This window comes from Ignatzschineria cameli (genome assembly GCF_003121895.1).
Classification (GTDB): Bacteria; Pseudomonadota; Gammaproteobacteria; order Cardiobacteriales; family Wohlfahrtiimonadaceae; genus Ignatzschineria; species Ignatzschineria cameli.
In genome coordinates, this window is record NZ_QEWW01000001.1 from 85,334 (window position 1) to 108,224 (window position 22,891).

20 protein-coding genes are annotated in these 22,891 nt (G+C 40.6%); 17 read left to right on the top strand and 3 right to left on the bottom strand.

Annotation, left to right across the window (positions count from 1 at the left end; genetic code table 11):
- Positions 1-147: 147 nt before the first annotated feature.
- The 11 genes from drt2 (at position 148) to DC077_RS00340 (ending at position 11,215) form a co-directional block, all read left to right on the top strand.
- Positions 148-1,425 carry an antiviral reverse transcriptase Drt2 gene (drt2, locus tag DC077_RS00295; RefSeq protein ID WP_109217732.1) on the top strand — a complete coding sequence of 426 codons (1,278 nt, stop codon included), beginning with the start codon at positions 148-150 and terminating at the stop codon, positions 1,423-1,425.
- 1,374 nt (positions 1,426-2,799) lie between these two features.
- Positions 2,800-3,588 carry a hypothetical protein gene (locus DC077_RS00300; RefSeq protein WP_109217733.1) on the top strand — a complete coding sequence of 263 codons (789 nt, stop codon included), beginning with the start codon at positions 2,800-2,802 and terminating at the stop codon, positions 3,586-3,588.
- 14 nt (positions 3,589-3,602) lie between these two features.
- Positions 3,603-4,043, top strand: coding sequence for a hypothetical protein (locus tag DC077_RS00305; protein WP_094567070.1), 441 nt, complete (start codon positions 3,603-3,605; stop codon positions 4,041-4,043).
- Positions 4,044-4,255: 212 nt separating this feature from the next.
- Positions 4,256-5,143, top strand: a complete 888-nt coding sequence (gene galU, locus DC077_RS00310) for a UTP--glucose-1-phosphate uridylyltransferase GalU (protein ID WP_109217734.1) — start codon at positions 4,256-4,258, stop codon at positions 5,141-5,143.
- On the top strand, positions 5,140-6,447 hold the full coding sequence (locus DC077_RS00315) for a nucleotide sugar dehydrogenase (RefSeq protein ID WP_109217735.1): 1,308 nt from the start codon (positions 5,140-5,142) through the stop codon (positions 6,445-6,447). Before galU ends, DC077_RS00315 begins: the two co-directional genes overlap by 4 nt.
- A 16-nt stretch (positions 6,448-6,463) precedes the next feature.
- On the top strand, positions 6,464-8,182 hold the full coding sequence (gene pgi, locus DC077_RS00320) for a glucose-6-phosphate isomerase (protein WP_109217736.1): 1,719 nt from the start codon (positions 6,464-6,466) through the stop codon (positions 8,180-8,182).
- Between the two features lie 66 nt (positions 8,183-8,248).
- Positions 8,249-9,268: a UDP-glucose 4-epimerase GalE gene (gene galE / locus DC077_RS00325; protein WP_109201295.1), complete on the top strand. Its 1,020-nt coding sequence runs from the start codon at positions 8,249-8,251 to the stop codon at positions 9,266-9,268.
- A gap of 252 nt (positions 9,269-9,520) precedes the next feature.
- A complete protein-coding gene (locus tag DC077_RS11050) occupies positions 9,521-9,649 on the top strand; it encodes a hypothetical protein (RefSeq protein ID WP_275663852.1) in 129 nt (42 codons plus the stop codon).
- Between the two features lie 116 nt (positions 9,650-9,765).
- Positions 9,766-10,380: a hypothetical protein gene (locus DC077_RS00330; RefSeq protein WP_133243405.1), complete on the top strand. Its 615-nt coding sequence runs from the start codon at positions 9,766-9,768 to the stop codon at positions 10,378-10,380.
- A 2-nt stretch (positions 10,381-10,382) separates the two neighbouring features.
- Positions 10,383-10,799 carry a hypothetical protein gene (locus DC077_RS00335; RefSeq protein ID WP_109201297.1) on the top strand — a complete coding sequence of 139 codons (417 nt, stop codon included), beginning with the start codon at positions 10,383-10,385 and terminating at the stop codon, positions 10,797-10,799.
- Positions 10,800-10,801: 2 nt separating this feature from the next.
- Positions 10,802-11,215 carry a protein-export chaperone SecB gene (locus DC077_RS00340; protein WP_109201298.1) on the top strand — a complete coding sequence of 138 codons (414 nt, stop codon included), beginning with the start codon at positions 10,802-10,804 and terminating at the stop codon, positions 11,213-11,215.
- A 119-nt stretch (positions 11,216-11,334) separates the two neighbouring features.
- Here the strand turns inward: DC077_RS00340 and DC077_RS00345 are convergent, their stop codons facing one another.
- Entirely contained in the window at positions 11,335-12,705 is a 1,371-nt protein-coding gene (locus DC077_RS00345) for a phosphohexomutase domain-containing protein (RefSeq protein WP_109201299.1), read from the bottom strand.
- A 345-nt stretch (positions 12,706-13,050) separates the two neighbouring features.
- On the opposite strand from DC077_RS00345, the gene DC077_RS00350 reads away from it, so the two are divergent.
- The 4 genes from DC077_RS00350 (at position 13,051) to DC077_RS00365 (ending at position 16,514) form a co-directional block, all read left to right on the top strand.
- On the top strand, positions 13,051-13,368 hold the full coding sequence (locus DC077_RS00350) for a DUF3870 domain-containing protein (protein WP_109201300.1): 318 nt from the start codon (positions 13,051-13,053) through the stop codon (positions 13,366-13,368).
- A 535-nt stretch (positions 13,369-13,903) separates the two neighbouring features.
- On the top strand, positions 13,904-14,821 hold the full coding sequence (gene glaH, locus DC077_RS00355; protein ID WP_109201301.1) for a glutarate dioxygenase GlaH: 918 nt from the start codon (positions 13,904-13,906) through the stop codon (positions 14,819-14,821).
- Positions 14,822-15,560: 739 nt separating this feature from the next.
- On the top strand, positions 15,561-15,914 hold the full coding sequence (locus DC077_RS00360) for a hypothetical protein (RefSeq protein ID WP_133243536.1): 354 nt from the start codon (positions 15,561-15,563) through the stop codon (positions 15,912-15,914).
- Positions 15,915-15,917: 3 nt separating this feature from the next.
- Positions 15,918-16,514: a hypothetical protein gene (locus DC077_RS00365; protein WP_109217738.1), complete on the top strand. Its 597-nt coding sequence runs from the start codon at positions 15,918-15,920 to the stop codon at positions 16,512-16,514.
- A 196-nt stretch (positions 16,515-16,710) separates the two neighbouring features.
- On the opposite strand, the gene DC077_RS00370 is transcribed toward DC077_RS00365, so the two are convergent.
- Positions 16,711-18,177, bottom strand: a complete 1,467-nt coding sequence (locus DC077_RS00370) for a YfcC family protein (RefSeq protein ID WP_109201303.1) — start codon at positions 18,175-18,177, stop codon at positions 16,711-16,713.
- Positions 18,178-18,186: 9 nt separating this feature from the next.
- Positions 18,187-19,323, bottom strand: coding sequence for a M20 family metallopeptidase (locus DC077_RS00375; protein ID WP_164488748.1), 1,137 nt, complete (start codon positions 19,321-19,323; stop codon positions 18,187-18,189).
- 1,010 nt (positions 19,324-20,333) lie between these two features.
- Here DC077_RS00375 and DC077_RS00380 point away from each other — a divergent pair.
- A complete protein-coding gene (locus DC077_RS00380; protein ID WP_109217739.1) occupies positions 20,334-21,674 on the top strand; it encodes a c-type cytochrome in 1,341 nt (446 codons plus the stop codon).
- A gap of 284 nt (positions 21,675-21,958) precedes the next feature.
- Positions 21,959-22,807 carry a c-type cytochrome gene (locus DC077_RS00385; protein WP_109201533.1) on the top strand — a complete coding sequence of 283 codons (849 nt, stop codon included), beginning with the start codon at positions 21,959-21,961 and terminating at the stop codon, positions 22,805-22,807.
- The last annotated feature ends 84 nt before the right edge of the window (positions 22,808-22,891 follow it).

The window sequence follows — 22,891 nt, forward strand, 5'->3', positions numbered from 1 at the left end:
GGTAATGATATAATAAATCATATGCAACATATGGTGGCACAGCGGTTTTATCGCAATGAATACGTAAAGATTACGTTTGTTAAGCCCCAAACAGTATAGGATGGCCACAGTCCGACCTGTTTGGGGTTTTGCATTATATGGGCTTAGATGAAATTAGAAAGTTCTGATTGGTATCGAAATAGAGGGTACCTACATTTTGATCAGCAGGTCGGGATAAAAGCAGCTCAAGCAATTGTGACAAATCCTAAAAAGGTGGCACGTCATAGCTTCTACCCAATGTTGAGATATTGTGCTTTTACAATAAAACTGGGTAAAGCATCAGAAGATGCTTCGTTGGTTAAAAACCATAAAGCACGAGAAATCACTTATGCCTCACATTTAGATTCCCATATATATGCGTACTACGGGAAAGTTTTAGAATTATCCTATGAGGAGATTCTTTCGCAATTAAATCTCTCCGATGTTGTTTTAGCTTTTAGAAGGTTAGGTAAGTCGAATGTCGATTTTGCGTATGAGGCTTTTAAGGAGATCGAGTCACGAAAAGATTGTGACGTTATTGCGCTCGATATTACCGGTTTTTTTGATAACCTTGATCATCAACACTTAAAGGATGCTTGGGCAAAGCTTCTTCATAAAGAGCAATTACCGGAAGATCACTATGCGGTGTATCGATCATTAACTCGTTATGCTTATTGTATAAGGGATGAAATTTATAAAGAGTTTGAAATTTCTTTAAACAATCCTTGGTATCAGCGTAAAAAGATCTGTTCCGCTGATGAGTTTCGATCTCGGGTGAGGGGAAAGCGATATATTTTAATTAATAGCACAGATAGAGGTATTCCTCAAGGAACCGCTATTAGTGCATTACTCTCTAATATCTTTATGTTAAATTTCGACAAAAAATTGCATTCAAAAATGAATGATTTAGGCGGAAGTTATCGTCGGTATTGTGATGATATGCTATTTATACTTCCTAAGTCTCAACAATTTGATGTCGAAAGCTTTGTGGCATCAGAAATAGAAGCATATGGGTTGTCTATTAACTCTAAAAAAACAGAAAAGCGATTATTTAGAGAGGGGATAAGTAATAAAGCGCTCCAATATTTAGGGTTTACCTATGATGGTAAACGAATTCTGTTAAGATCAGCTGCTTTAGCTCGATTTTCTGAAAAAATGAATAAATCTATTCGTTTAGTGAAGAAGACGGTCGCTAAAGAGTCTAAAAAAGTGGGTTATAAAGTCCCATTACGTAGAAAGAAGCTGTATGAAAGATATAGTCACTTAGGTCGTCGTAATTTCATTACTTATGGGCTTAGAGCTTCTAAAGTGATGAATTCTAGGGCGATTAGAAAACAGATGAAACCATTGTGGGATCGTTTAAATCAGAAGTTAGATGAAGTAGATCAATCGATCAACGATGAATAAGGGCATTAATAAAATAAAAGAAAGCCGGGACGTACATTAAATATAATGCAGAGGTACCCGGGCGTATTACTTAGTAATCTTAGTAACAACTTATTATTTTATCAATTGTTTTTTAATATAAATATTGGCTTTACGCTTTTAAGATCTTCTTATGAATATCTTCTTCCTCAATCTTCACTAGAGAGAATTATTGAAGCTAACCAGTATATCCGTGACGACGTGCATTTGCGATACAGTCCGCTCTATTTTTATAGCCTGATGAGAAGGTCGTGCAAGGATACCGAGATTATAGGCAACAATTGAAAGATGTTAAAGTGGAGAGTCACAAGGAGATCGATAAAGCGCGTAAAGCATCTTCAAATTCCTGTAATCCCCCCTAAAAATAATACCGACTATAAGTAGAATTTTCTCGTATTATTTACTTAGGAGAAATTAACTATGAAAAAATCAAGTTTTAAAGACACAAAATATCCCCCTTCGTTTGGTTTGTGAGATATTTGGAATTAGCAAAACGGCTTTTTATTATCATGCTCAAGCCATCTCTGAAAACAGACTTATTGAAACTTGGTTGCTGAAGTTAACTAAAGCCCATAAGCGTTGGGGGTTTGGTTTATGTTTTGATTATAATCGAGAAGGTTTTTTGCGTGGATATTGATTTCAGTTTACCAACATAAAAGAGGCGGCGCTCTTCTGAATATTTATAGCTATCGAGAGTAGGAAGCAGGTCTTCGACAGCTTCATGATCTCTATTTTCACTGAGAAAGCCTAATTGACCTTGTGAGATGTCGATGATAATGCAGTAATCCGCCTCTAATCTTTTACTCCCATGCAGTGACCAGTAATAGAATATTTATCTCTCTTTATAATTGGGGTGATGATGCTGTAAGAGTCGTTGAATTTTATTCGAAATGTGACAATTAGTCTTTGTGATATAGGTATATTTAGAGTAGTTCGATTTTGAGGGGGCTATAAGGCAAGTTATTACTTGATAATCAATTGATGGTGAAATGCTAAACCTTTCAATTAATTTTTAGTGTTATGCTAAACTTTATAATTCCAGTAGGCTTACACTGATTGATATAATTTTGATCTGCATCTTTTACTCATATTTTATTCATGTTCTATCTAAGAGAGATTGTCATGAAACTGGATATTAGATTATTACTATTTAAGATCTTGGAAAAGTTGAAGATGCACATATAGAGCCTCCACTTTTACTGCGGTTCTTGAAACTTATTCTTGAAACTTAATTTGCAACTATAAGAGATCTTATGAAATAGATGTTGCAAAGTTTTGTTGTAAGGAAGAAGGTAAGAGAATAGAGAAAGTAAAAGAAGCAAAAGAAGTAAAAGATATAGGGTTATAGGATAACTGATGATCGCTCCAGAAAAAAAAGTAACGGGAATTTTAGCTGAACTTTATGAAAAAATGGTAAACGAGATCTACTTTACAGAATTTGAGAGTCAGCTATATGCCCGTAAAATGGAAGGAATAGGAAAGGCAACAAGTGAAGAAAATCTTGCTTGGGCATACTATTACGCCTGTAATAAAGAGTCAGAGAAAGCCTTACACTTTTTTAAGAAGTCTTTGCACTATAATAATCCTATATTTTTGGGAAATTATCTTACCTATCTTGTTAGAAATGGGCTAATAGATGAATTTTTACTAGCGACCGAGAGTGCTAGCTTAAAACCTTGTTTTAGAGGAGTTGGGCAAGTACTTTGGAGCGAGCTCTTTATCTCTATTTTACGAGGGAATTTAATGGTGGCTCGAGAGCAACTTGAGGGTTTAATAAAACTAGATAATGAGTATTCGTTATGGGCGAAGAAAATGGAATTAGATCTCGATCGATTTATAAAAGAAGCTAAACTGGATTCTCAACAACTCCAAATATTAGGAGATATTTTTATTACATTGATTCGGGAGTATCGGCTTTTTGCTTTAGGCTGGTTTACATTTAAGAGTTACCCAGAGTTTGGTGTAAATCATCTATCATTGGTAATCGATTATCGACATAAAGATATTATTGGTGCAATTAATTATGAGTTGGCTATGGCGATTGCTAGTGAAGAAAAATTAGATAGGAAAAAGTTTTCTGTATCGGTGGATATGTTTGAGAGAAGTAATGATGACAAGGCATTTAGTCATCAAATGATGCAGTAATTGGAGATGAGTTAATGTCAGTAGTTGGAGAGGATTTTTTAAAGTTTTCTGAAAACTTACTCAATCATTCAAGTACAGAAATAGAATATCGTAATGTGATTTCTCGATTATATTATAGTCTAATCCATGTCACAGGGCGGTGTTTAGCGCCTTCAGCTCCTAAAAAATACCATACAGAGATGGAAAGATATTTAAAAATGCCAGATCGTCACGATCCTAATGAGCTGATACCATCTCTAGAATTAAAAGCATTAGGAGAGTTATTAGCTGCAAGGCGAGCAAAAAGAGTAGTTGCTGATTATAAGTTAGAAGAAGATGTCATGAGAGCAGATGCAGATGGAGAAATGGAAATTTCTAAACTTATCCATCAAAAGTTACACGCTTATCAACTTCAAGAGAAGGGAATCTCTTCATCTCAAGAAATTCAAAATGGTAAATTGTCGAAAGAAAGTTAATAGCTCTATTTTTAAGCAGAGCTTAAAGTACAATAAAGAATTTTAAATTCTTCCATACATCCTTTTAATCACTTTTGATCGTTTTTAAATAAATGGCTCTTAAGAGTTACTTATTGCTAATAGTCATTCTCTCTTATCCCGATTATTGGTATCCTTATACCCATTATAGATATTATAGTTGTTATCGATATTGACCAATAGTAGGGATTTTCATGATTAAGAAAGCAATTTTACCTGTTGCGGGCTTAGGGACCCGTTTTCTGCCGGCGAGTAAGGCGATTCCCAAAGAGATGGTGACGGTGGTCGACCGTCCCGTGATCGATTATGTGGTGCAAGAGGCGGTGAAGGCGGGCATTGAGGAGATTATCCTTGTGACCCACAGCTCGAAAGGGAGTATCGAGAACTATTTTGATAAAAACTTTGAGCTAGAGACGATCCTTAAAGAGAAGCAGAAATTTGATATCTTGGCGGAGATCGAATCTATTCTTCCCAAAGGGGTGAGTGTGGTGAGTGTGCGTCAAGGCGAGCCACTTGGTTTGGGGCATGCGGTGTTATGTGCGAAATCATTGATCGGTAATGAGCCTTTTGCCGTCCTTCTTCCCGATGTATTGGTCTATAACGAAGAGGAAGAGAACGATCTTCAGAGAATGATCACTTATTATAATGCGCATCAAGCAGCTCAAATTATGGTGGAAGAGGTGCCGGCAGCATTGGTGGATCAATATGGGATTGTAGATGTTGCATCGACGCCGGATGAAGGCGCGTCAGTTGCGATGCAAGGGATTGTTGAAAAGCCCGCGGTGGGGAGCGCACCTTCAAATCTTTCTGTGATTGGGCGTTATATTTTACCGCCGGAGATTATGCCGCTTCTTGAGAAGACCCCGAAAGGGGCTGGTAATGAGATTCAGCTCACCGATGCCATTGCGTTATTGCAGCAAGAAGCGCCGATTGAGGCGTATCGGATGAAGGGGCAGACCTTCGATTGTGGTAGCAAAATAGGGTATCTAGAAGCGGTTCTCCATTATGGTGCAATTCACCCGACATTGGGTGAGCCTTTCAGAGCCTTAATCGAAAGATCAGCACGTGAGATAAAGTCATGAAGATTGCCATTATCGGTTCCACCCTTCAGGCAGGGGTATTAACAGCGCTCCTTTCCAAATATGGGAATGAGGTCTATGTGTTAACAGAGATCAACCCCAGTGAGAGCGGTAGCGTTAAGCCGGGTTTCTTTCCCCATCTGCAAGATCCACAACTCTTAGCGGAGTTGAAACGTTTGGAGGCGAAAAAGACTTTCAAGCAGCTCGATTCTATGGATGATCTGATGGCGCTCTCAACGGAGATTGATGGCTATTTCCTCAGCTTTAATACATTAGCGTGTCGGGAAGCGGTCGATTTTTTAGAGCAGGTGGCAAAAAGAATCGCCGAGAATCATATCGCCGAACAGCAGAGTACGATTCCGCTCTTAATTAATGGTTCGACCTTTGGGCTCTATGGAACAGAAGCACTTCGGCGCATCTTTCCTGAGGCAGATTGGGCATATCTTCCCGATATTGTGCAAGAGGGAAATGCGGTGAAGAGCTTTATTGATCTTGCACAACTGATTGTGGGGGTAGAATCGGATCAGACGCTGATTCGGCTTAAAGAGCTCTTTCGCCCCTTCTTTCCGCTCCCATCTCAATGGTTGGTGATGCCAATTTTAGATGCGGAGCTGACAAAATTGAGTATCTCCGGGATGCTCGCAACGCGTATCAGTTATATGAATGATCTGGCCAATGTAGCAGAGACGATCGGTGTTGATATCCTCAATGTGAAGCAGGGTTTGGCGGCAGATCGCCGAATTGGCGGCGCTTATCTTTCGCCGGGGGCAGGCTTTGGCGGAGAGAACTTCTCAAGTGATATCTTGATGCTCTCTGAAGAGGTCGGGCGCCGAGGGGTGAAGAGCCGTCTGATGGATCAGGTTTGGGAGGTGAATGAGGATCAGAAAGAGGTGCTTTTCCGCCATCTTTGGCGTTACTATGAGAGTGATCTTGCCGGCAAAAAGGTTGCCATTTGGGGTGCCTCCTTTAAAGAGGAGACTGCAAGTATCTATAACTCCCCAATTCATAAGATGATTCGAGCGTTAGAGGCTCAAAATGTCAAAATTTCGCTCTTTGATCCTGAGGCGATGCCCGCAGTGAAGAGTGCTTATCCCCATTTGTCGATCCACTATTGTGAGGATAAGTATCAAGCGCTCGAAGATGCCGATGCACTCATTATCTTAACGGCATGGAAGGAGTTCTTCAGTCCCGATTATGCCAAGATTAAGGAGAAGATGGCGCATCCATTGATCCTCGATGGGCGTAATATTTTTGACCCCAATTATATGCAAAATTTAGGGTTTATCTATAAGGGAATCGGCCGTTAGAGGCGGGAGTAGATCGATGCAGAATCAATCATTCAATCAATCATTAACGATATTAGAAACATTGCCACCATTATCGGCAGATCCCCACTTTGTGGCGCTTGAAGCATTGGCAGAATCGATGCAGAAAAAAGCATTAGCACAGCTCTTTATTGAGATGCCCAATCGTTTTGAGGCGCTCCATTTTCAGTTTGAAGCGCTTCTGATCGATTTTAGTAAGCAACGCATTGATCAGGAAGTTTTAACGAAACTTGCCGAGTTGACGGAATCGCGCCGGCTTTCAGAGAGTATTGCACTTCTCTTTTCAGAGAGTCGCATCAATCAGAGTGAGAATCGTGCGGCGATGCATTGGGCACTTCGAACCCCTAAAGCGGCGCTCGATCAGCTAGGAATCGACCCGAAGATCAGTCATGGGATCCATCAAGAGCTTGAAAAGATGTACGCTTTGGTGGAGAAGATCCATCAGGGGCAATATCGTGGCGCGACGGGCGAGGTGGTAACAGATGTGGTCAATATTGGGGTTGGCGGTTCCGATCTTGGCCCGCTTATGGCTTCTTATGCTTTGGCAGATTTTACGGTCCGTACGGAAAAGCCACTCAATATCCACTTTGTCTCGACGATGGATGGAAGTCAGCTCTCCGAACTACTTCATCAGCTACGCCCTGAAACGACGCTCTTTATTATCTCTTCTAAATCTTTTGGAACAATCGATACCTTGAAGAATGCGGCAACGGTACGGAGCTGGCTGGAAAAAGCATTAGGGGATGAACCACAACTGCTGAAAAATCACTTTATTGGTGTTTCAAGTAATCGTGAAGCGATGAGTGCATGGGGCATTGCTCAAGAGCGGCAACTCTATCTTTGGGAATGGGTCGGTGGGCGCTATTCCCTCTGGTCGGCAATCGGTTTACCGATAGCACTGACCATTGGTGTTGATGGATTTAAAGATCTCCTAGAAGGGGGGCATCGCATCGATCAACACTTTAGAGAGGCGCCGGTGGAGGAGAATTTACCCATCTTATTGGCGATGATTGAGATCTGGAATAGTAATTGTCTCGATATTCAGACCCATGCAGTGCTCCCTTATGATGGACGTTTAAAATATTTTGCCAGTTATTTGCAGCAACTTGAGATGGAATCGAACGGTAAGAATATTACCCGTAACGGTGAGCGGGTCGATTATACAACTTGCCCCATTATTTGGGGAGAAGTTGGACCCAATGCGCAGCATGCTTTCTATCAGCTTCTCCATCAGGGAACCGAGGCGGTGAGTGCTGATTTTATCGCACCGAAACGGCGTTATACCGATGCGCAATTTACTTATAGCGATAATGCCGAAGAGTTAATCGAGCAGCATGATCTCGCTTTAGCCAATTGTCTTGCTCAATCACGATTATTAGCCTTTGGAAATGCGGCACTGGTAGAAGAGCATGAGGGGAACATTGAAGAGATGGAGAGAATCCCTGCCTATAAAGGGTATGAGGGGAATCAACCAAGCTCAATGATTCTTATCGAGAGCTTAACACCGAAGACATTAGGGATGTTGATCGCGCTCTATGAGCATAAAGTTTTTGTGCAATCGGTCATTTGGAATATCAATCCTTTCGATCAATGGGGCGTTGAGAAGGGGAAAGAGATTGCCAATCAATTGATGCCTTATCTGCAAGGGGAGCCTGCTCAAGAGGGTGTGTTAGATTCTTCAACGCAAGGGTTGATCAATTTCCTCATTACAAGATAAGTGGTGCTGTGGTAGGATTAATTTCAGAGATATCAGCAGTCGATGCCATGTGAAGGAGCAGAAAAAGTGAAGAAAATTTTAGTGACTGGGGGCGCGGGTTATATCGGCTCTCATACTGTTATTGAGTTATTAGAAGCCGGTTTTGAAGTCGTCGTATTTGATAATCTCTCTAATAGTTCGGTGGAATCTTTAAGACGTGTTGAAGCGATCACGGGGAAATCGATCCTCTTTATTGAGGGAGATATTCGAGATGGCGCAGCACTTGATGCGCTCTTTAATGAGTATGAGATCGAAGCGGTGATTCACTTTGCCGGTCTTAAAGCGGTCGGAGAGAGTCAGGAGATCCCGCTCGTCTATTTTGATAATAATATTGCCGGCTCCATCTCCCTGATGAAAGCGATGGAGAAAGCGGAGTGTTTCAATCTGATCTTTAGCTCATCAGCTACGGTCTATGATGAGGCCAATATCTCCCCCTTAACAGAAGAGATGCCAACGGGAATGCCTTCTAATAACTATGGTTATACCAAGTTGATTGTAGAGCAGTTATTACAAAAAGCAGCAATTGCTGATGATCGTTGGTCCATTGCGCTTTTACGCTATTTTAATCCGGTGGGTGCTCATCAGAGTGGTCAAATTGGGGAAGATCCTCAAGGAACGCCCAATAACCTGATGCCATTTATGACTCAAGTGGCGGTGGGAATGCGTGAGAAACTCTATATCTTTGGGAATGATTATCCCACCAATGATGGAACCGGTATTCGTGATTATATCCATGTAGTGGATCTTGCAAAGGCGCATCTATCGGCGCTACAGAATCGGTTAAAAGCGAAAGGGTGTCGCGCATGGAATATTGGGACCGGCAATGGTACCTCTGTTTTAGAGATGAAAGAGACTTTCGAGAGTGTCAATGGGGTGGAGATCCCTTATCAGATCACTGAACGCCGAAGTGGTGATGTCGCGATCTCTTATGCCGACAATACGCGTGCGATCAAAGAGCTCAACTGGAAACCGCAATATGGTCTTAAAGAGATGCTCGAAGATAGCTGGCGTTGGCAGAGAGAGAATCCGAGAGGGTATCGGGAGTAAGTAGAAGCATTTTATTGTGATCTAAGATCTGCTAAGATGTTTCCATCCTTTAGCGTTACTGGTCATTTTCAGTCGGGTGTTAAGCCAGACTCTAACTTATTGAACAGATTGAGAGTTGCGAAAGCTAATTTCCCAGCTCTCAGGAGAGCCGGAAAATTATCTTTCGCTCCCTTCAGTAAAGGATCGAGATAGAGCCTCAAAGGGTTTGGTCATTTGATCAACACTCTCGAGGCTCTATTGGTATTTGGGTGATTGAAAGATAGAGACGATGTTGGTGATCTCACTTTTTTTGGAGGACCTTACGGGATTAACTCATTTAAAAAGATGCAGGATTTAACCACTTTAGTGCATCAAGTAAGAGGAACAGAAGCGATCGACTAGTCTTGATCAGCAATATCTGATCACCATTTATTGGCAATTATTACTACATTATTAGCTTAATATCAGTAAATAGCATTGGTCTTATTAGTCTTCATCTGAGTTTCTTTAACGTTAGAATGTCAACAAAAGTTAATTTAATAGGATTTCATACTTGTCGTTACATTGAAGGAGAAAATTGTAAAGAAGAGGTGATGAAATCTATCCCTTTTTTGTGCGATGAGAGTAGGGAGCAGTGGTTAGGCGTTGGCTATTATTTTTGGACAGATAGTGATTATTATGCGCATCAATGGGGTAAGCATGGATATAACAATCAATACTGTATCAATAAGTTTTCTATTGAAATTACAGAGGATCGGTTATTAGATTTAGTAGGTAATACTCGAGATCAAATATTGTTTCAGCAATTTATAGAAGGATTGTTGACAAAAATAGAAATTATTATTGGTAATTGTCATTCATCTAGTGAGCAAAAATCTTTAAATAAAAAATTACAGAAAGTGAAAGATGGTATTTTATCGACAATATTTTACATTGCTCGAAAATATGAGTTAATTGATTATTGGGTTATAAAAGCTTCTGATAATGCTAGTCATCAGTCTTCGAAATATCACTTTAGAAAGAAGAGGCAAGAACATCTCATTTTACCGACGAGGCAGCAGATGGTAGTCTATGAGGAAGCAAGGAGTTATATACTTCATGAAAAGTGGGTATTCCCAAAAGGAGAAGAGTAGACATGGGATTTTATTTGGATAGATTAGATCTAAACCTTGATAATATTGAGGAATTTTTAGATGATTTTATTGAAATAGATGAGCTATATAAGTCCCAGTTAGATATGGCACTTCAGCTTAAGATACGGGATTTTCTAAATAGAGAAAAAACTTTTTTTGATTTTCCTGTTATTACAATGAGCTCTAGATTACTCAATAGTCAATATAGTGTGGAGTATCGCAGTTCTGAGAGATCTTTATTAATAGGAAAACCAGATTGGGAGAAAGCGAAGCTTTCTGAAATGGTCAAAGAGAGAATTATTGAGTTAGTTCAACAAAGATTAAAAGTTAATAATTCATTGGCATCTTCTCGTAATGTAGCTGAGAAGATTGGACACTATAGCGATAGTGAAAGTGCATCTCAGGTAGTAGCAGCATAAAAATGAAAATTCAATTAAAATCTAATAAAGTTCTTTTTTTACAGTTTTTCCCTATAGATCATGATGTTGAAGTTTCTGAGGTTGAAATTAAAAATCAAGATCATTTTAGCTTTGATTTAGAGGTCTCTTTTCCTACACAAAAAAATCACAAGCTGTTTACAGTAACGACGCAAGCAACTTTAGCACAAAAGGATCAGTATTTATTACAAATTATATTTTCTTCTGAATTTGAGACCAATAAAATAATAGATACAAAATTTAAGGCTAGTAAGTTTCCGTATATTAATGCACCTGCAATTGCGTATCCTTTCTTTAGAGCTACTATTGCAACTATACTGATTAACTCAGGATGGGAGCCATATTATTTGCCATCGGTTAATTTTGAAAAACTCTATAATGAAAAAATAGGGGTATAGATAGGCCTGTTCACTCATAAAAAATCCCTCAACCTTGATTGAAGGCGAGGGATTTTTATTATCTGTTATTTTATTATCTGTTAATTATCGTTGACTTATATTGAGAAGGCGCTTACCAATTATTGCTCAATCAACGCCGTCAGCTCCGCAATATATGCCTCCATAGGACGTGGATCTTTTGCAGCATCTGCCTCGATATTGAGTCGAAGTAGTGGTTCGGTATTGGAGGCTCTCACATTAAAGCGCCATGCACCAAAGTTGAGGCTAATCCCATCGGTGGTATCGATTTGGGGATTGTGAGGCTGATAATGGGTGAGAATTCTTTCAATCGTTGCTTTCGTATCGGCGACTTTAAAGTTAATTTCACCACTACAGGGGTATTGGGTGATCATCTCTCCGACAAGGGTCGAGAGTGGTTTTTTTGTCTCAGAGAGAAGCATTACCACTAAAAGCCATGGGATCATCCCGCTATCGCAGAAGGCGAAATCTTTAAAGTAGTGATGCGCACTCATCTCGCCCCCATAAATGGCATTCTCTTGACGCATCGCCTCTTTGATAAAGGCGTGTCCCGACTTTGATTGAATCGCTTCACCATTGAGGGATTCAACAACCGCTAAAGTATTCCAGATCAATCTTGGATCATGGACAATTTTTGCCCCGGGTTGCTGCGTTAAAAAGGCTTGCGCTAGCAGGCCGACAATATAGTATCCTTCAATAAAACCACCTTTCTCATCAAAGAGGAAACAGCGGTCAAAATCACCATCCCAAGCGATTCCCATATCGGCTTGATGAGCTAAAACCGCACTTCGTGTACTCTCGCGATTCTCAACGAGAAGCGGGTTAGGAATTCCATTGGGGAAGGTGCCATCGGGATCATGATGAATCTTAATAAACTCAATGGGCACATTAAGCTCTTTAAAACGCGCTTCTAGCGCATCAATCACATGACCAGCAGCGCCATTACCTGCATTCACGACAAGTTTTAATGGACGGATTTTAGCAGGATCGATATAGGTTAAGAGATGTTCGATATATTCCGGGACAATATTGTAAGGGGTGACTTCTCCCTTCTTTTCAATCGGCGCAAATTGATCCGCGATGATTCGATCATGAATCTCTTTTAAACCACTCTCCATACCGATAGGGCGCGCATTTTCACGCACAAGCTTCATCCCATTGTAATCGATCGGGTTGTGACTTGCGGTAACCTCAATTCCCCCTTCAACATCGAGATGAAAGGCGGCAAAGTAGACCTCTTCTGTTCCGGTTAGCCCAAGATCATAGACATCGACACCGGCATCGGTCAATCCGGAGATAACTGCCTGCTTTAGTGCTTCACTTGTCTGCCGAATATCAGCACCGACCGCAACTTTTGAGGGTTGATAGATATCGCCATAGGCACGACCAATTTTATAAGCGAGAGCTTCATCGAGCTCTTCACCGAGTTTTCCACGAATATCGTAAGCTTTAAAGCAGGGAAGTTGTATCATAAAATATCCTTATTTTTAACGGTTCACTAACAGTTCACTAACAGTTCATTAACAGCTTATCAATAACATCATCATGAACCATGATTCTTTCATTCTAGTCCTTCCGTTTATTATAATCATTCACCATTTTTTTGTTGATCACTTTAGCTCTGTTGCGTGAAAAGATGTATGGGGAATTTCGTATAAGCGCTATAGCATGCATTTGTAGAGGGGATTAGCGGTAATAGTTGAGTAAGGGCGCTAAATGTTGTTACGATAAGGGACGACCGATATTGTAAATTGACAAGAAAGAAGTGATAGGAGAGGGAAGAAAGATGAAAAGTCGTCGAGATATGGGAGTGACAAATGAATAGTAAAACACTTTTTTTAGCAGGATATGCGCGTTTACCACAAGGAATGGCAGCAAAAAATCTCTTTGAATCGATGACTATTACGGTAGAGATTGAACCTAAATATGGGGTTATTTTGGCAGCTGACTGTACTTTGATTACTGAGCTTGGGCGTAACTTTATCGGTCAGCTATTGCGAGGTTATAGTCTCAATGATGGTGTTGAGGTGATTATTGAGGCAATCCATGATGCTTATCGGGGTAAGGCAACAAGTGCTCTGATTGCGGCACTAAAAGATCTAGAGCATCAGTATCAACAGATCAAGCGCCGTTAAGTATTTCGTTAAATATCGATAAATAGCAGTATTTTGAAAGATGGATTCTATTGGCTAAGAATGGCTAAGAAAAATTTTTAGAAAAAGGGGTAGCATTATTTTTTGTTGCATGCTACATTCAAGATCAAGGTTCAACAGATAGCAGTGCTCGTTAATACGATACCTTACGGAATCAATCCCATTAACAGATCCACTCCTTTAACTTGAACTTGCCCAATTATAGTCATGTCGTTTATTGTCAACTGCAGAGCCGTTTTGGATCCGTCGTCCGCATTGCGCACAACAGACCAATAAGAATGGATAAACCAGTAGACAGATTGCTTGAAGATTTTTATTAAAATTTTCAATTGGTCTGTTTGCTGGTTTTTTTGTGGCTAAAAAACGGTGAAAGCGCACTCTTATTCAGACTTGTACGTTTTTTAAGATGAGCGAGATGAGTGAGATGTGTGTTTGCTAAAAAGATTTTTTCATATAGACAACTAGAAAGTTAGAAAGTTAGAAAACTAGAGAATTATAGAGATATAGGGAGAAGAGAATGTCTAAGTTTATTCAGAAAAATGATCAATTCGAAGTGAGTTTTAATCCACAATCGAAGCGTCTACTCAATGTGAACCTCTCTAAGAGTGTTGTTGAGAGCTTTTTAAAGCGAATTCGTGAAGAGGGAATCGGTGTTCAGCGCTTAGAATATACCCCTTATGAGCGTCAGGTGATTGCAAGTTACTTAGATGAAGCGGCGGGGCATGATTTTGGTAATATGTTGCGCGAAATCGTCAATGATCGTGAAACCGGAGGTTTTACTGCAGGTCTTGAGGGTGTTACTGAAGATACAGATGAGTATGTGATCTTCTCAACTGCAATTGCCCATCTTGTTGGAATCTCTAACTTTGACTCGATGACCGGCAAATATTATGCGCGCTTTACGGTAAAAGATACCGATAATAGCGACTCCTATCTGCGCCAAGCTTATCGTCTCTTTACGCTCCATACAGATGGAACCTTTGTTAATGAACCGACGGATTGGCTCTTAATGATGAAGATGGTTGAAGAGAATGCAGTAGGAGGCGAGAGTCGTCTTCTTCATCTCGATGATTGGAGTGAGCTTGATAAGTTCCATAAGAGTTCATTAGGGGAGCATAAATTCCAATATATTGCGCCACCGAGTAAGAATGTCCAGGAAATTGTTTTCCGTAAGCTCTTCTTCTTAAAGAATAATCGTCCTTGTATCTGTTTTATTGATCAGTTTGCGTATCCTGAAACGATTGAAGAGGCAAAATTCCTCAAAGCACTCTCCCAATCATTAGAATCAGATAAGAGTGTGATTGAGCTTGAGTTACCCGTTGGTAATCTTGTGGTGCTTAACAATGAGTTCTGGATGCATGGTCGCGCTGCATTTGAGAAGAATCCAAACTTAAATCGTGAATTACTTCGTCAGAGAGGTCGTTTCTACGAGTAGTTTAGATAATATCGATCAAGCAAGATAACAAAATAACCATTTAGGAATAATCTCTTAATCGGTGAGCGATTATAATAATGGTTATGAAGTTGACTTGAGTTTGGTGGAGTTATGAGAGATAGCGGAAGAGAAAAGAAAGAAATCTGATATATCGTAATAGCTCACTATTGAGAAGAGGCTCTAAAGTCATATTGGCTTTAGAGCCTTTTTTGTTGTTGAAGTTATTGCTGAAGTTATTGTTGAAGTTATTGTTGAAGTTTATTGAAATCTGTTGAGATTTATTGCCTTAAGAGCGTAGAGAGGTGAGGAACTTCGATAGAATCTCTCTGTTTGTATTGATTTAAAAGTATTAATGGTGCTTTTAAAATAAAATAAAATGATTCCTGCAATCAAAATAATTATTACGAATTATTGAAAATTATTACTTATTTAATTAAAGATAAGATTGTTAATGGATAGTAGTTTATGTTTGATTAATGTCAGCTAATATGTGATGAATAAACTTGCTTAGTGATACTTTTGTTTTATTAATAATCTTATAAAGTAATATTATAGGGTTTGTTGCTGATTAACAGATCATTGATGGCAAAATTGATGGCAAAATTTCGATCTGCAGCACTATCAGTGACATGCAAGTGTAATATCTGAGTATGACTGAGCGTGATGGAGAATGATTAAACGTAGCTAAGATAGATATGTATTACTAAAATTAGAAAAATAGTTAGGGATCTTAAAGACAATGAAAAAACGAGTAACCATGGGGATTGCATTACTGCTAATCGTAGCTTGTAGCCCTAAGGATGAGGAGTATTACTTTAAAAATTTAGATATCGCGGCAGATAAAGCGAGTAGTTGTGATCAAGCGCTCATTAAAGCAGCGACCATCAATGATGAGAAGACCCTCTTAAAATTAAAAGAGGATCAAGAGTGCCAAGCGGCATTTAACGCTTTGAGAAAGCAGAGTCAACTTGAAAGAGATCGGGAGCGGGCAGAGGAAGAGCGACAAAGAGCCATTGAGCAAGCAGCGCGAGAGCAGGAAATTTCTGATCTTAAAAAGAGTATTTCCCAATCACTTTCAGGAAAAAATTGGTAAGAGGTGATTGCAGAATACTTTAAGCAAGATGAGTGTCAGAAGCTCTTTTTAGATCGAGATAATTATCATTGTGTTGCTTGGAAATCGCTCTATGAACATGCTTTGATTGAAGGAAAAGAGCAGCTATCTCAAGAGAGTTTTGCCGATCTTAATCGTAAAGAATCGATCTATTGTGGTTTAGATAAGCGGCGTGGGTCAGCTTGTGATGTTTGGCAGCAAGCAAGAGAAGCGCGAGTCTATCAAGATTTAGCGGGACTCGATATTCTTGCTTTAGAGGCATTAAAAGAGGAGTATTGCAGCGCTAAAGGGGAGTATCAGATCTGTGCTGTCTGGAAAGAGCGTTGGCAAGAGCAGAATAAGCATGTAGTTGATCGATTGATGAAAGATGACGCCCTCTTTATGGAGCGTTACAACCATTGCACAACGTTAGTGGAAGAGATCAGACATTCAGGTAAAAGTTGGGGGGAGCGCAATCGTTTAGAGCGAGAAATCGTCAATCATTATCCTTGTGTACAGGCAGCAGAAGCATATCGAAAGAGAGGATTGAGCCGGGCAAATTTTAGTACGTCGGTAGTGCTTGAGAAGAATGTCTCTAAATAGTAGATGAGCTCTAAATAGAGCAATTCTAGAGAGGAGTGTTCTAAAGAGAAACCCCAAGGGAATCGACAAATGAAGTGTGATTCTCTTGGGGTTTAGTTTTATATAGCCTAAAGCCTTAGACGCTTATCAGTATTAATGTAATGAGATCACTTTAATAAGCTAACTTTAATGTACTAACTTTAATGCACTAACTTTATTAGATCGGTCCATAATTGATAGCGGTTGCAATCCAGATTGCAATCATTCCAATAACAACCCAAATTAAGAGGATTGGGAAGACAAACTTCACCCAGCGAGTCCATGGTACTTTCCCCACAGCAAGAACCGCCATCAATACGCCCGATGTTGGGGTAATGATATTGGTAAAGCCATCACCTAGCTTCAGAATTAAGACGCCAGTTTGGCGCGTAAGATCTAAAACATCAAGGATTGGTACCATAATTGGCATAACGATCGATGCTTGGCCAGTTCCTGAGGTGACAAGGAAGTTGAAGAGCAGGTTGAAGAAGTAGAGCATCTGCGCGCCCCAATAGTGAGATGTCTGTTGCAGAGGGACTAATGTTGCTTGAACAATCGAATCGAGGACATTTCCCTGATCTAAAATCACAATGACCGCTCGTGCAAGACCGACTACAAGCGCCCCATAGACCAGTGATTGAGCCCCTTTAATAAAGGTCTTCACATAGGTATTGGGGTTGATTCTAAAGATCGCGGCAACAACAATACTCATCATAATAAAGATTGCTGAAAGGTGATCGACTCCCCATTTGTATTGAAACGCACCATAGAGGAAGAGGCCGATGAATGCTACAAAGAGAAAGAGGCTGAGCTTCTGCTTCCAAGTAAAGGGCTCTTTTAGATTCTCCTCTTCACTTTTTGCTTCCGCCTCAAGATCTTCATAATCGGGGTTATCCGTAGCTAAGGAAGCCATGTAGCTCTTTTCGGGAGCTCTTGCAATGCGATTGGCATACCAGACAATGTAGAGAATGGTTACGCTAATCAGAATTACAAAGAGCACAATACGAAAGATAATGCCGGAGAAGAGCGGAACTTCTGCCAATGTCTGCGCAGTCCCTAAAATGGTAGGATCGAGGATACCAACCGCATTGCCGGCATAATAACCTAAATAGACCACTGCTACGCCGGTAATTGCATCTAATTTCATCGAGCGCGAGAGGGCGATTCCGATAGGGATAAAGGCAATTACCGCATTTGCGGCTAATCCTAGTGAAGAGAGAAGACCAAAGATTAACCCTACGGCAATGATAAGAATACGGTAGTTTCCTTTTGTCTTAACAATCAGCGCATTGATCCCTGAGTCGATCGCACGCGTCTTATCATAGATAGCAATAGCGCCACCAATCATAAAGATTAAGAAGATAATACTTGCCGATTGTTTCAAACCAATGGGAATAGCATAGAAGATATCCATCAATGAAGCTGGTTTTGAAGCAACTTCGTGGAAACTTCCAGGTACAACACGATTGATGCCGTTGGCAACTTCCCGCTCATAACTGCCTGCTGGAATAAGGTAGGTTGCAAGCGCTGCGAGAATTACAATGCCAAAGATAATGATAAAAGCATCTGGCATTGCCCATTGAAATTTCTTTTTTACTTTTTGATCCCCATTGTTAAGGGATTCTCTGTTAATAGGTTGCGTCATAGAATCTCCTTATGAACCAAGTTTAGCTAAGAGATGGGCAAAGAGCTTTGTTCTTTCTGTCAAAGTCGGCAATTCGAGATACTCTTTATCACTATGTTGATGTCCGCCCACGGGACCTAAACCATCGACGGTAGGAATCCCTACACCAGCAGTAAAGGAAGCATCAGAACCCCCGCCGGTAGCGATATCTTCGATCGTTAAACCAAGTGCTTGTGCTTCTGCTAAAACAAGATCTACCAATTTTGCACTCTCTTCGGTCTTTGCCATAGGAGGGCGATTAATACCACCGGTCAGTGTTAATTGAATACCTTCTAAGATGGGCTGACTGCAGATCTCCTTCACGGCGCGATCGATCTCAATTCCTTGCGCTTCGGTAGAGATCCGCACGTCGATCTCGGCATAAGCATTAGGCGCAACAGTATTAACAGAAGTTCCGCCAGAGATAATTCCCACATTCACAGAGAGCCCCTCTTGATGGCGTGAGAGCGCATGAAGTGCTTGAATTTTATAGGATAGCTCTTGAATAGCACTGATACCCGCTTCAGGTGCAATACCGGAGTGAGAGGCCTTTCCTTCAATCTTCAGCTGATAAGTCCCCACACCGCGACGCGCACTCACGATTGCGCCATTAGCTCTAGCAGGCTCCATCACAAGGGCAGCTTTCTTCCCTTTTGCGGAAGATTCGATCAAAGCTCTTGAGCTATGTGAGCCGATCTCTTCATCACAGTTGAGAAGGATCTCAACATTTTTATAGTGATCATTACCCGCTTCATAGAGTGCTCTGATGGCATAGTAGACTAGAACATGACTCGCCTTCATATCGATCACGCCGGGACCATAAGCGCGATCACCCTCGATAGAGAAGGGGCGTTCAGCAACAGTACCTTTTGAAAAGACAGTATCAAGGTGAGCTAAAATAAGAATTTCAGGATTTTCTACATCTTGATGCCGGATGCGGTAGTTATTACCTAATGTTTCATTAGTAAAGATCTCAATCTCAAAGCCTAATTCTCGGTAGCGTTCAATAATTTTTGCGGCAACGGCATCTACACCGGCTTTATCATAGGAACCACTATCGATATTGACTAACGTTTGTAAAAAATTGACCATAGCGCTCTCTTGCGCATCGATCCATACATTGATCATCTCTCTCTCTTCTCCTCTGTTGTAATGTTAGATCTAATAGTAGATCTAATAGTAGATCTTTTTTTATATAAGATTTTAGCGTTACAATCTCTAATTTAAAATTGCAGCTATTTTTTGATCCTCTCTCCGCGCGTTGATTTGTTATAGAGAGTTAACGCTTTCACCTCTTTAGTAATATTTTGAAATAATTGAAAGAATGCTCTATCAAATCACGCGTTATCAAATTATGCGCTATCAAATTGCAATAACGATGGAGATTGGTTTTAAAAATTCTATGCTATGTGAGCTACAAGCGAATGGCAATACTTTTCAAGAGCGATAAAAAAATTTTATAGGTAAAATTGCGAAGGTTGCAAGAATCTTCTTTTTATCTCTTTTTTTCGATCTAAAGTTCCTACTTCTTGACTATTTTTTTAGCAGCAATATCGGGCTTAATTGATCCTTGTTCGATCTAAAGCGCCAATCTTTATTGAAAGACTATTGAAGGTCTCTATTTTTATCAAAGCCTAAATTAGATCCCTTTTCTTTCCATCTCTTTATTTGATGAATGTTTTATTTGATGGATGTCATATGAGATGCAAATTGTTATTTATTTTAAAATTGTCCCAGTGTATGAAAAATAGCGGATTTCGCTAAGATCAATCCTTCTTAACCTATTGGTAATATTGATAAAGTGAAAAATTGCAATTTTTAGATCAGATAAATCCCCATAAGTCAATCGCTCTAATGGATAGCTTCCTCTCGAATTGGGTGAGCAGTAGACTGAGAAGCTAATAAGTTAGCGCTGAGTCAGTGATTTTAAGTATCAAAAGATAGTAGAGAATCGATAGCGATCTTTTAAAGAGAATTTAAAAAGAGAATTTAAAAAGAGAACTTAAAATGAAGATGCCCTCATCAGAATAAATAGGTCATAAGTAAAAAGAATAAATAAGAGTGGTATTTTCCGGCGATCGGATAACAAAAGAATTTGAAAATTGATTGACAAAAATTAAAAGTAGCGGGGTGCAAGTATGAAGAAGCTGATAGGTAGTCTGGTGATTATAGGCGTAGTAGGGTTTTTAGGCGCCTATGCTGGGTCCACATTTTTAACCCATTCCCGTAAAGCGGAGATGCCGGCAGATAGCGCAAAGATCGCTTATGATGAAGCCTTAATCACGCGCGGTGAGTATGTGGCAAGGCTCTCAGACTGTGCCGCTTGTCACAGTGTACCGGGGGAGCCAGAGTATGCTGGAGGACTTGCAATGCAGACACCTTTCGGTGCGATCTACTCTACCAATATTACTCCCGATCTTGAAACCGGTATCGGTAGTTACTCTTTAGAAGAGTTTACCAATGCAGTTAAACATGGTGTGCGTCAAGATGATGCGCCCCTCTATCCGGCAATGCCTTATACCTCTTATGCCATTATGCCGGATGAGGATATGGAAGCGATGTATGCCTATTTTATGATGGGAGTTCAACCAGTATTAAAGTCTAATGCGCCAACAACATTCCCATGGTTTATGAGTATGCGTTGGCCAGTTGCTTATTGGCAGCTCTTCTTCTCTCCATCACGTGAATTTAAGCCTGATCCAGCATTGAGCGATCTAGAAAATCATGGTGCTTACTTGGTGGAAGGACCTGGCCATTGTGGTGCGTGTCATACGCCGCGAGGCATTGCCTATCAAGAGGTGGCACTCTCTAATGATTCAGATCTTTTTCTCTCAGGCGCATTGATTGATGGCTGGCGTGCAAAGAGTCTTCGTGGGGAAGCGCAGGGCTTGAAGATGTGGAGTCAGGAAGATTTAGTGGAGTTCTTAAAGACAGGGCGAACTGACAGAATTATCGCTTTTGGTGCGATGGCAGATGTGATTGAACATAGTTCTCAATATTGGAGCGATCAAGACCTTGCCGCAACAGCAGCTTATCTAAAGAGCTTATCGCCGGCGCCTAATAAGATCTTAAATCTTCCTGAAAAAGAGGATACCACAACGGATCTTCTACTCTCTGGTCAATATAGTGATCCTGGTGCAATTCTCTATGTAGAACATTGTTATACCTGTCATCGTGCCGATGGTGATGGTGTTCCTCGTATTTTCCCGGCATTAAACTTAAATAGTGCGGTGATTGCCAATAATGCTCAATCCGTTATTCAGGTAACCCTCGAAGGGGGTAAGATGGCCGCAACTCCGGCAGATCGAATGGCATTTACAATGCCTGCATTTAACCATTTAAGCGATGATGAAGTGGCGATTATTGTTAACTTTATTCGCAATAGTTGGAATAATACTGCGCCTGAGATTGAGGCGAAAGATGTTGCAGAGATTCGAGAGTTCTTACGGCATAAAGCCCCTAATATCACCCTAAACTAAGAGAGGAGAGGATGATGAAGATCGATCAGAAGAGAAGTCCCTCAGTCACTTTAGTGGGGAATAGGGGAATTGATCACAACCTTGTAACGACAGAGATCACGATGATGACACCTGCAAGTAGAGAGTGGATAGATCAATCACAATGGTTAGATAAAAAGAGCGAAATGGAAGTAAGGGAAGGTATGCCGATGAAGAGTAAGAGAAAGAGAGACCAAAAAGCGAGAGACCGAAAAGCGTGGAGAAAATCGATTTTAGCCTTTATTTTAGGAGGATCGATTGCCGGCATGGGTGCTATCGCAATTGCTGCGAATTTAACAGAAGCTGATCCGGAGCGTTTTCCAATGACAGACCAAAATGGGGAGGATTTAGGCTGGTATACCGTTCCTTCCGATCTTGAGATCTTAAAAGAGCCCAATGCAAAAGAGATCCTCTACGGTAAGGTATTGCTCAATGAGACTAAGCGTCTTCTTCCTGATAATGTGGGCGCAACGATGAACTGTAATAGTTGTCACATTGCGGAAGGTAAAGCGCAATATGGCGCGCCATACTTAACAACAGCGCATCAATATCCTAAGGTGATGCCACGTGCAGGAAAGATGGTCTCCTTAGAGGGGCGAATTAATGGTTGTTTCCAACGTTCAATGAATGGAAAGCCCCTCGATCCTGAATCGAAAGAGATGAAGGCGATGATCGCTTATATGACTTGGTTAAGTGCAAGTCAACCTGCCGATGCAAAAGTTGCGCTTGTCAACTCTGGTCCTGTTGATGAGAGCTTAGTACCTGATCCTATCAGAGGACAGGCGATCTATGAGGCTCAATGTGCAACTTGTCATGGTGATCAAGGTGAGGGCTTAAAAGATAAGCGAGGAAATGTGATCTTTCCACCACTTTGGGGACCTGAATCTTTCAATATTGGGGCTGGTATGGCAAGAACCTACAAAGCGGCGCAGTTTGTAAAATATAATATGCCGATGGCGGTTAGCTTTGATGGCGCATGGGGGCAGGGAGGTGTCTTAACTGATCAAGAAGCGGTAGATGTCTCTGAATACTTTACCCATCTTCCCCGTCCTGATTTTGAAGGGAAGGTCAATGACTGGCCAAATGGTAAAAAACCTAAAGATGCGCGTTATTAAAGCGTAGGGGCAATCTTGCTCTAGATCATGATTCTCTTGATTATTGAAGAAGATCTCTTGAAATGAGACAAGATCACCCCATAT

Coding starts and splice junctions, on each gene's coding strand:
- drt2 (WP_109217732.1), top strand. CDS start 148: ATGAAATTAGAAAGTTCTGATTGGTATCGAAATAGAGGGTACCTACAT.
- DC077_RS00300 (WP_109217733.1), top strand. CDS start 2,800: ATGATCGCTCCAGAAAAAAAAGTAACGGGAATTTTAGCTGAACTTTAT.
- DC077_RS00305 (WP_094567070.1), top strand. CDS start 3,603: ATGTCAGTAGTTGGAGAGGATTTTTTAAAGTTTTCTGAAAACTTACTC.
- galU (WP_109217734.1), top strand. CDS start 4,256: ATGATTAAGAAAGCAATTTTACCTGTTGCGGGCTTAGGGACCCGTTTT.
- DC077_RS00315 (WP_109217735.1), top strand. CDS start 5,140: ATGAAGATTGCCATTATCGGTTCCACCCTTCAGGCAGGGGTATTAACA.
- pgi (WP_109217736.1), top strand. CDS start 6,464: ATGCAGAATCAATCATTCAATCAATCATTAACGATATTAGAAACATTG.
- DC077_RS00330 (WP_133243405.1), top strand. CDS start 9,766: ATGTCAACAAAAGTTAATTTAATAGGATTTCATACTTGTCGTTACATT.
- DC077_RS00335 (WP_109201297.1), top strand. CDS start 10,383: ATGGGATTTTATTTGGATAGATTAGATCTAAACCTTGATAATATTGAG.
- DC077_RS00340 (WP_109201298.1), top strand. CDS start 10,802: ATGAAAATTCAATTAAAATCTAATAAAGTTCTTTTTTTACAGTTTTTC.
- DC077_RS00345 (WP_109201299.1), bottom strand. CDS start 12,705: ATGATACAACTTCCCTGCTTTAAAGCTTACGATATTCGTGGAAAACTC.
- DC077_RS00350 (WP_109201300.1), top strand. CDS start 13,051: ATGAATAGTAAAACACTTTTTTTAGCAGGATATGCGCGTTTACCACAA.
- glaH (WP_109201301.1), top strand. CDS start 13,904: ATGTCTAAGTTTATTCAGAAAAATGATCAATTCGAAGTGAGTTTTAAT.
- DC077_RS00360 (WP_133243536.1), top strand. CDS start 15,561: ATGAAAAAACGAGTAACCATGGGGATTGCATTACTGCTAATCGTAGCT.
- DC077_RS00370 (WP_109201303.1), bottom strand. CDS start 18,177: ATGACGCAACCTATTAACAGAGAATCCCTTAACAATGGGGATCAAAAA.
- DC077_RS00375 (WP_164488748.1), bottom strand. CDS start 19,323: ATGATCAATGTATGGATCGATGCGCAAGAGAGCGCTATGGTCAATTTT.
- DC077_RS00380 (WP_109217739.1), top strand. CDS start 20,334: ATGAAGAAGCTGATAGGTAGTCTGGTGATTATAGGCGTAGTAGGGTTT.
- DC077_RS00385 (WP_109201533.1), top strand. CDS start 21,959: ATGGGTGCTATCGCAATTGCTGCGAATTTAACAGAAGCTGATCCGGAG.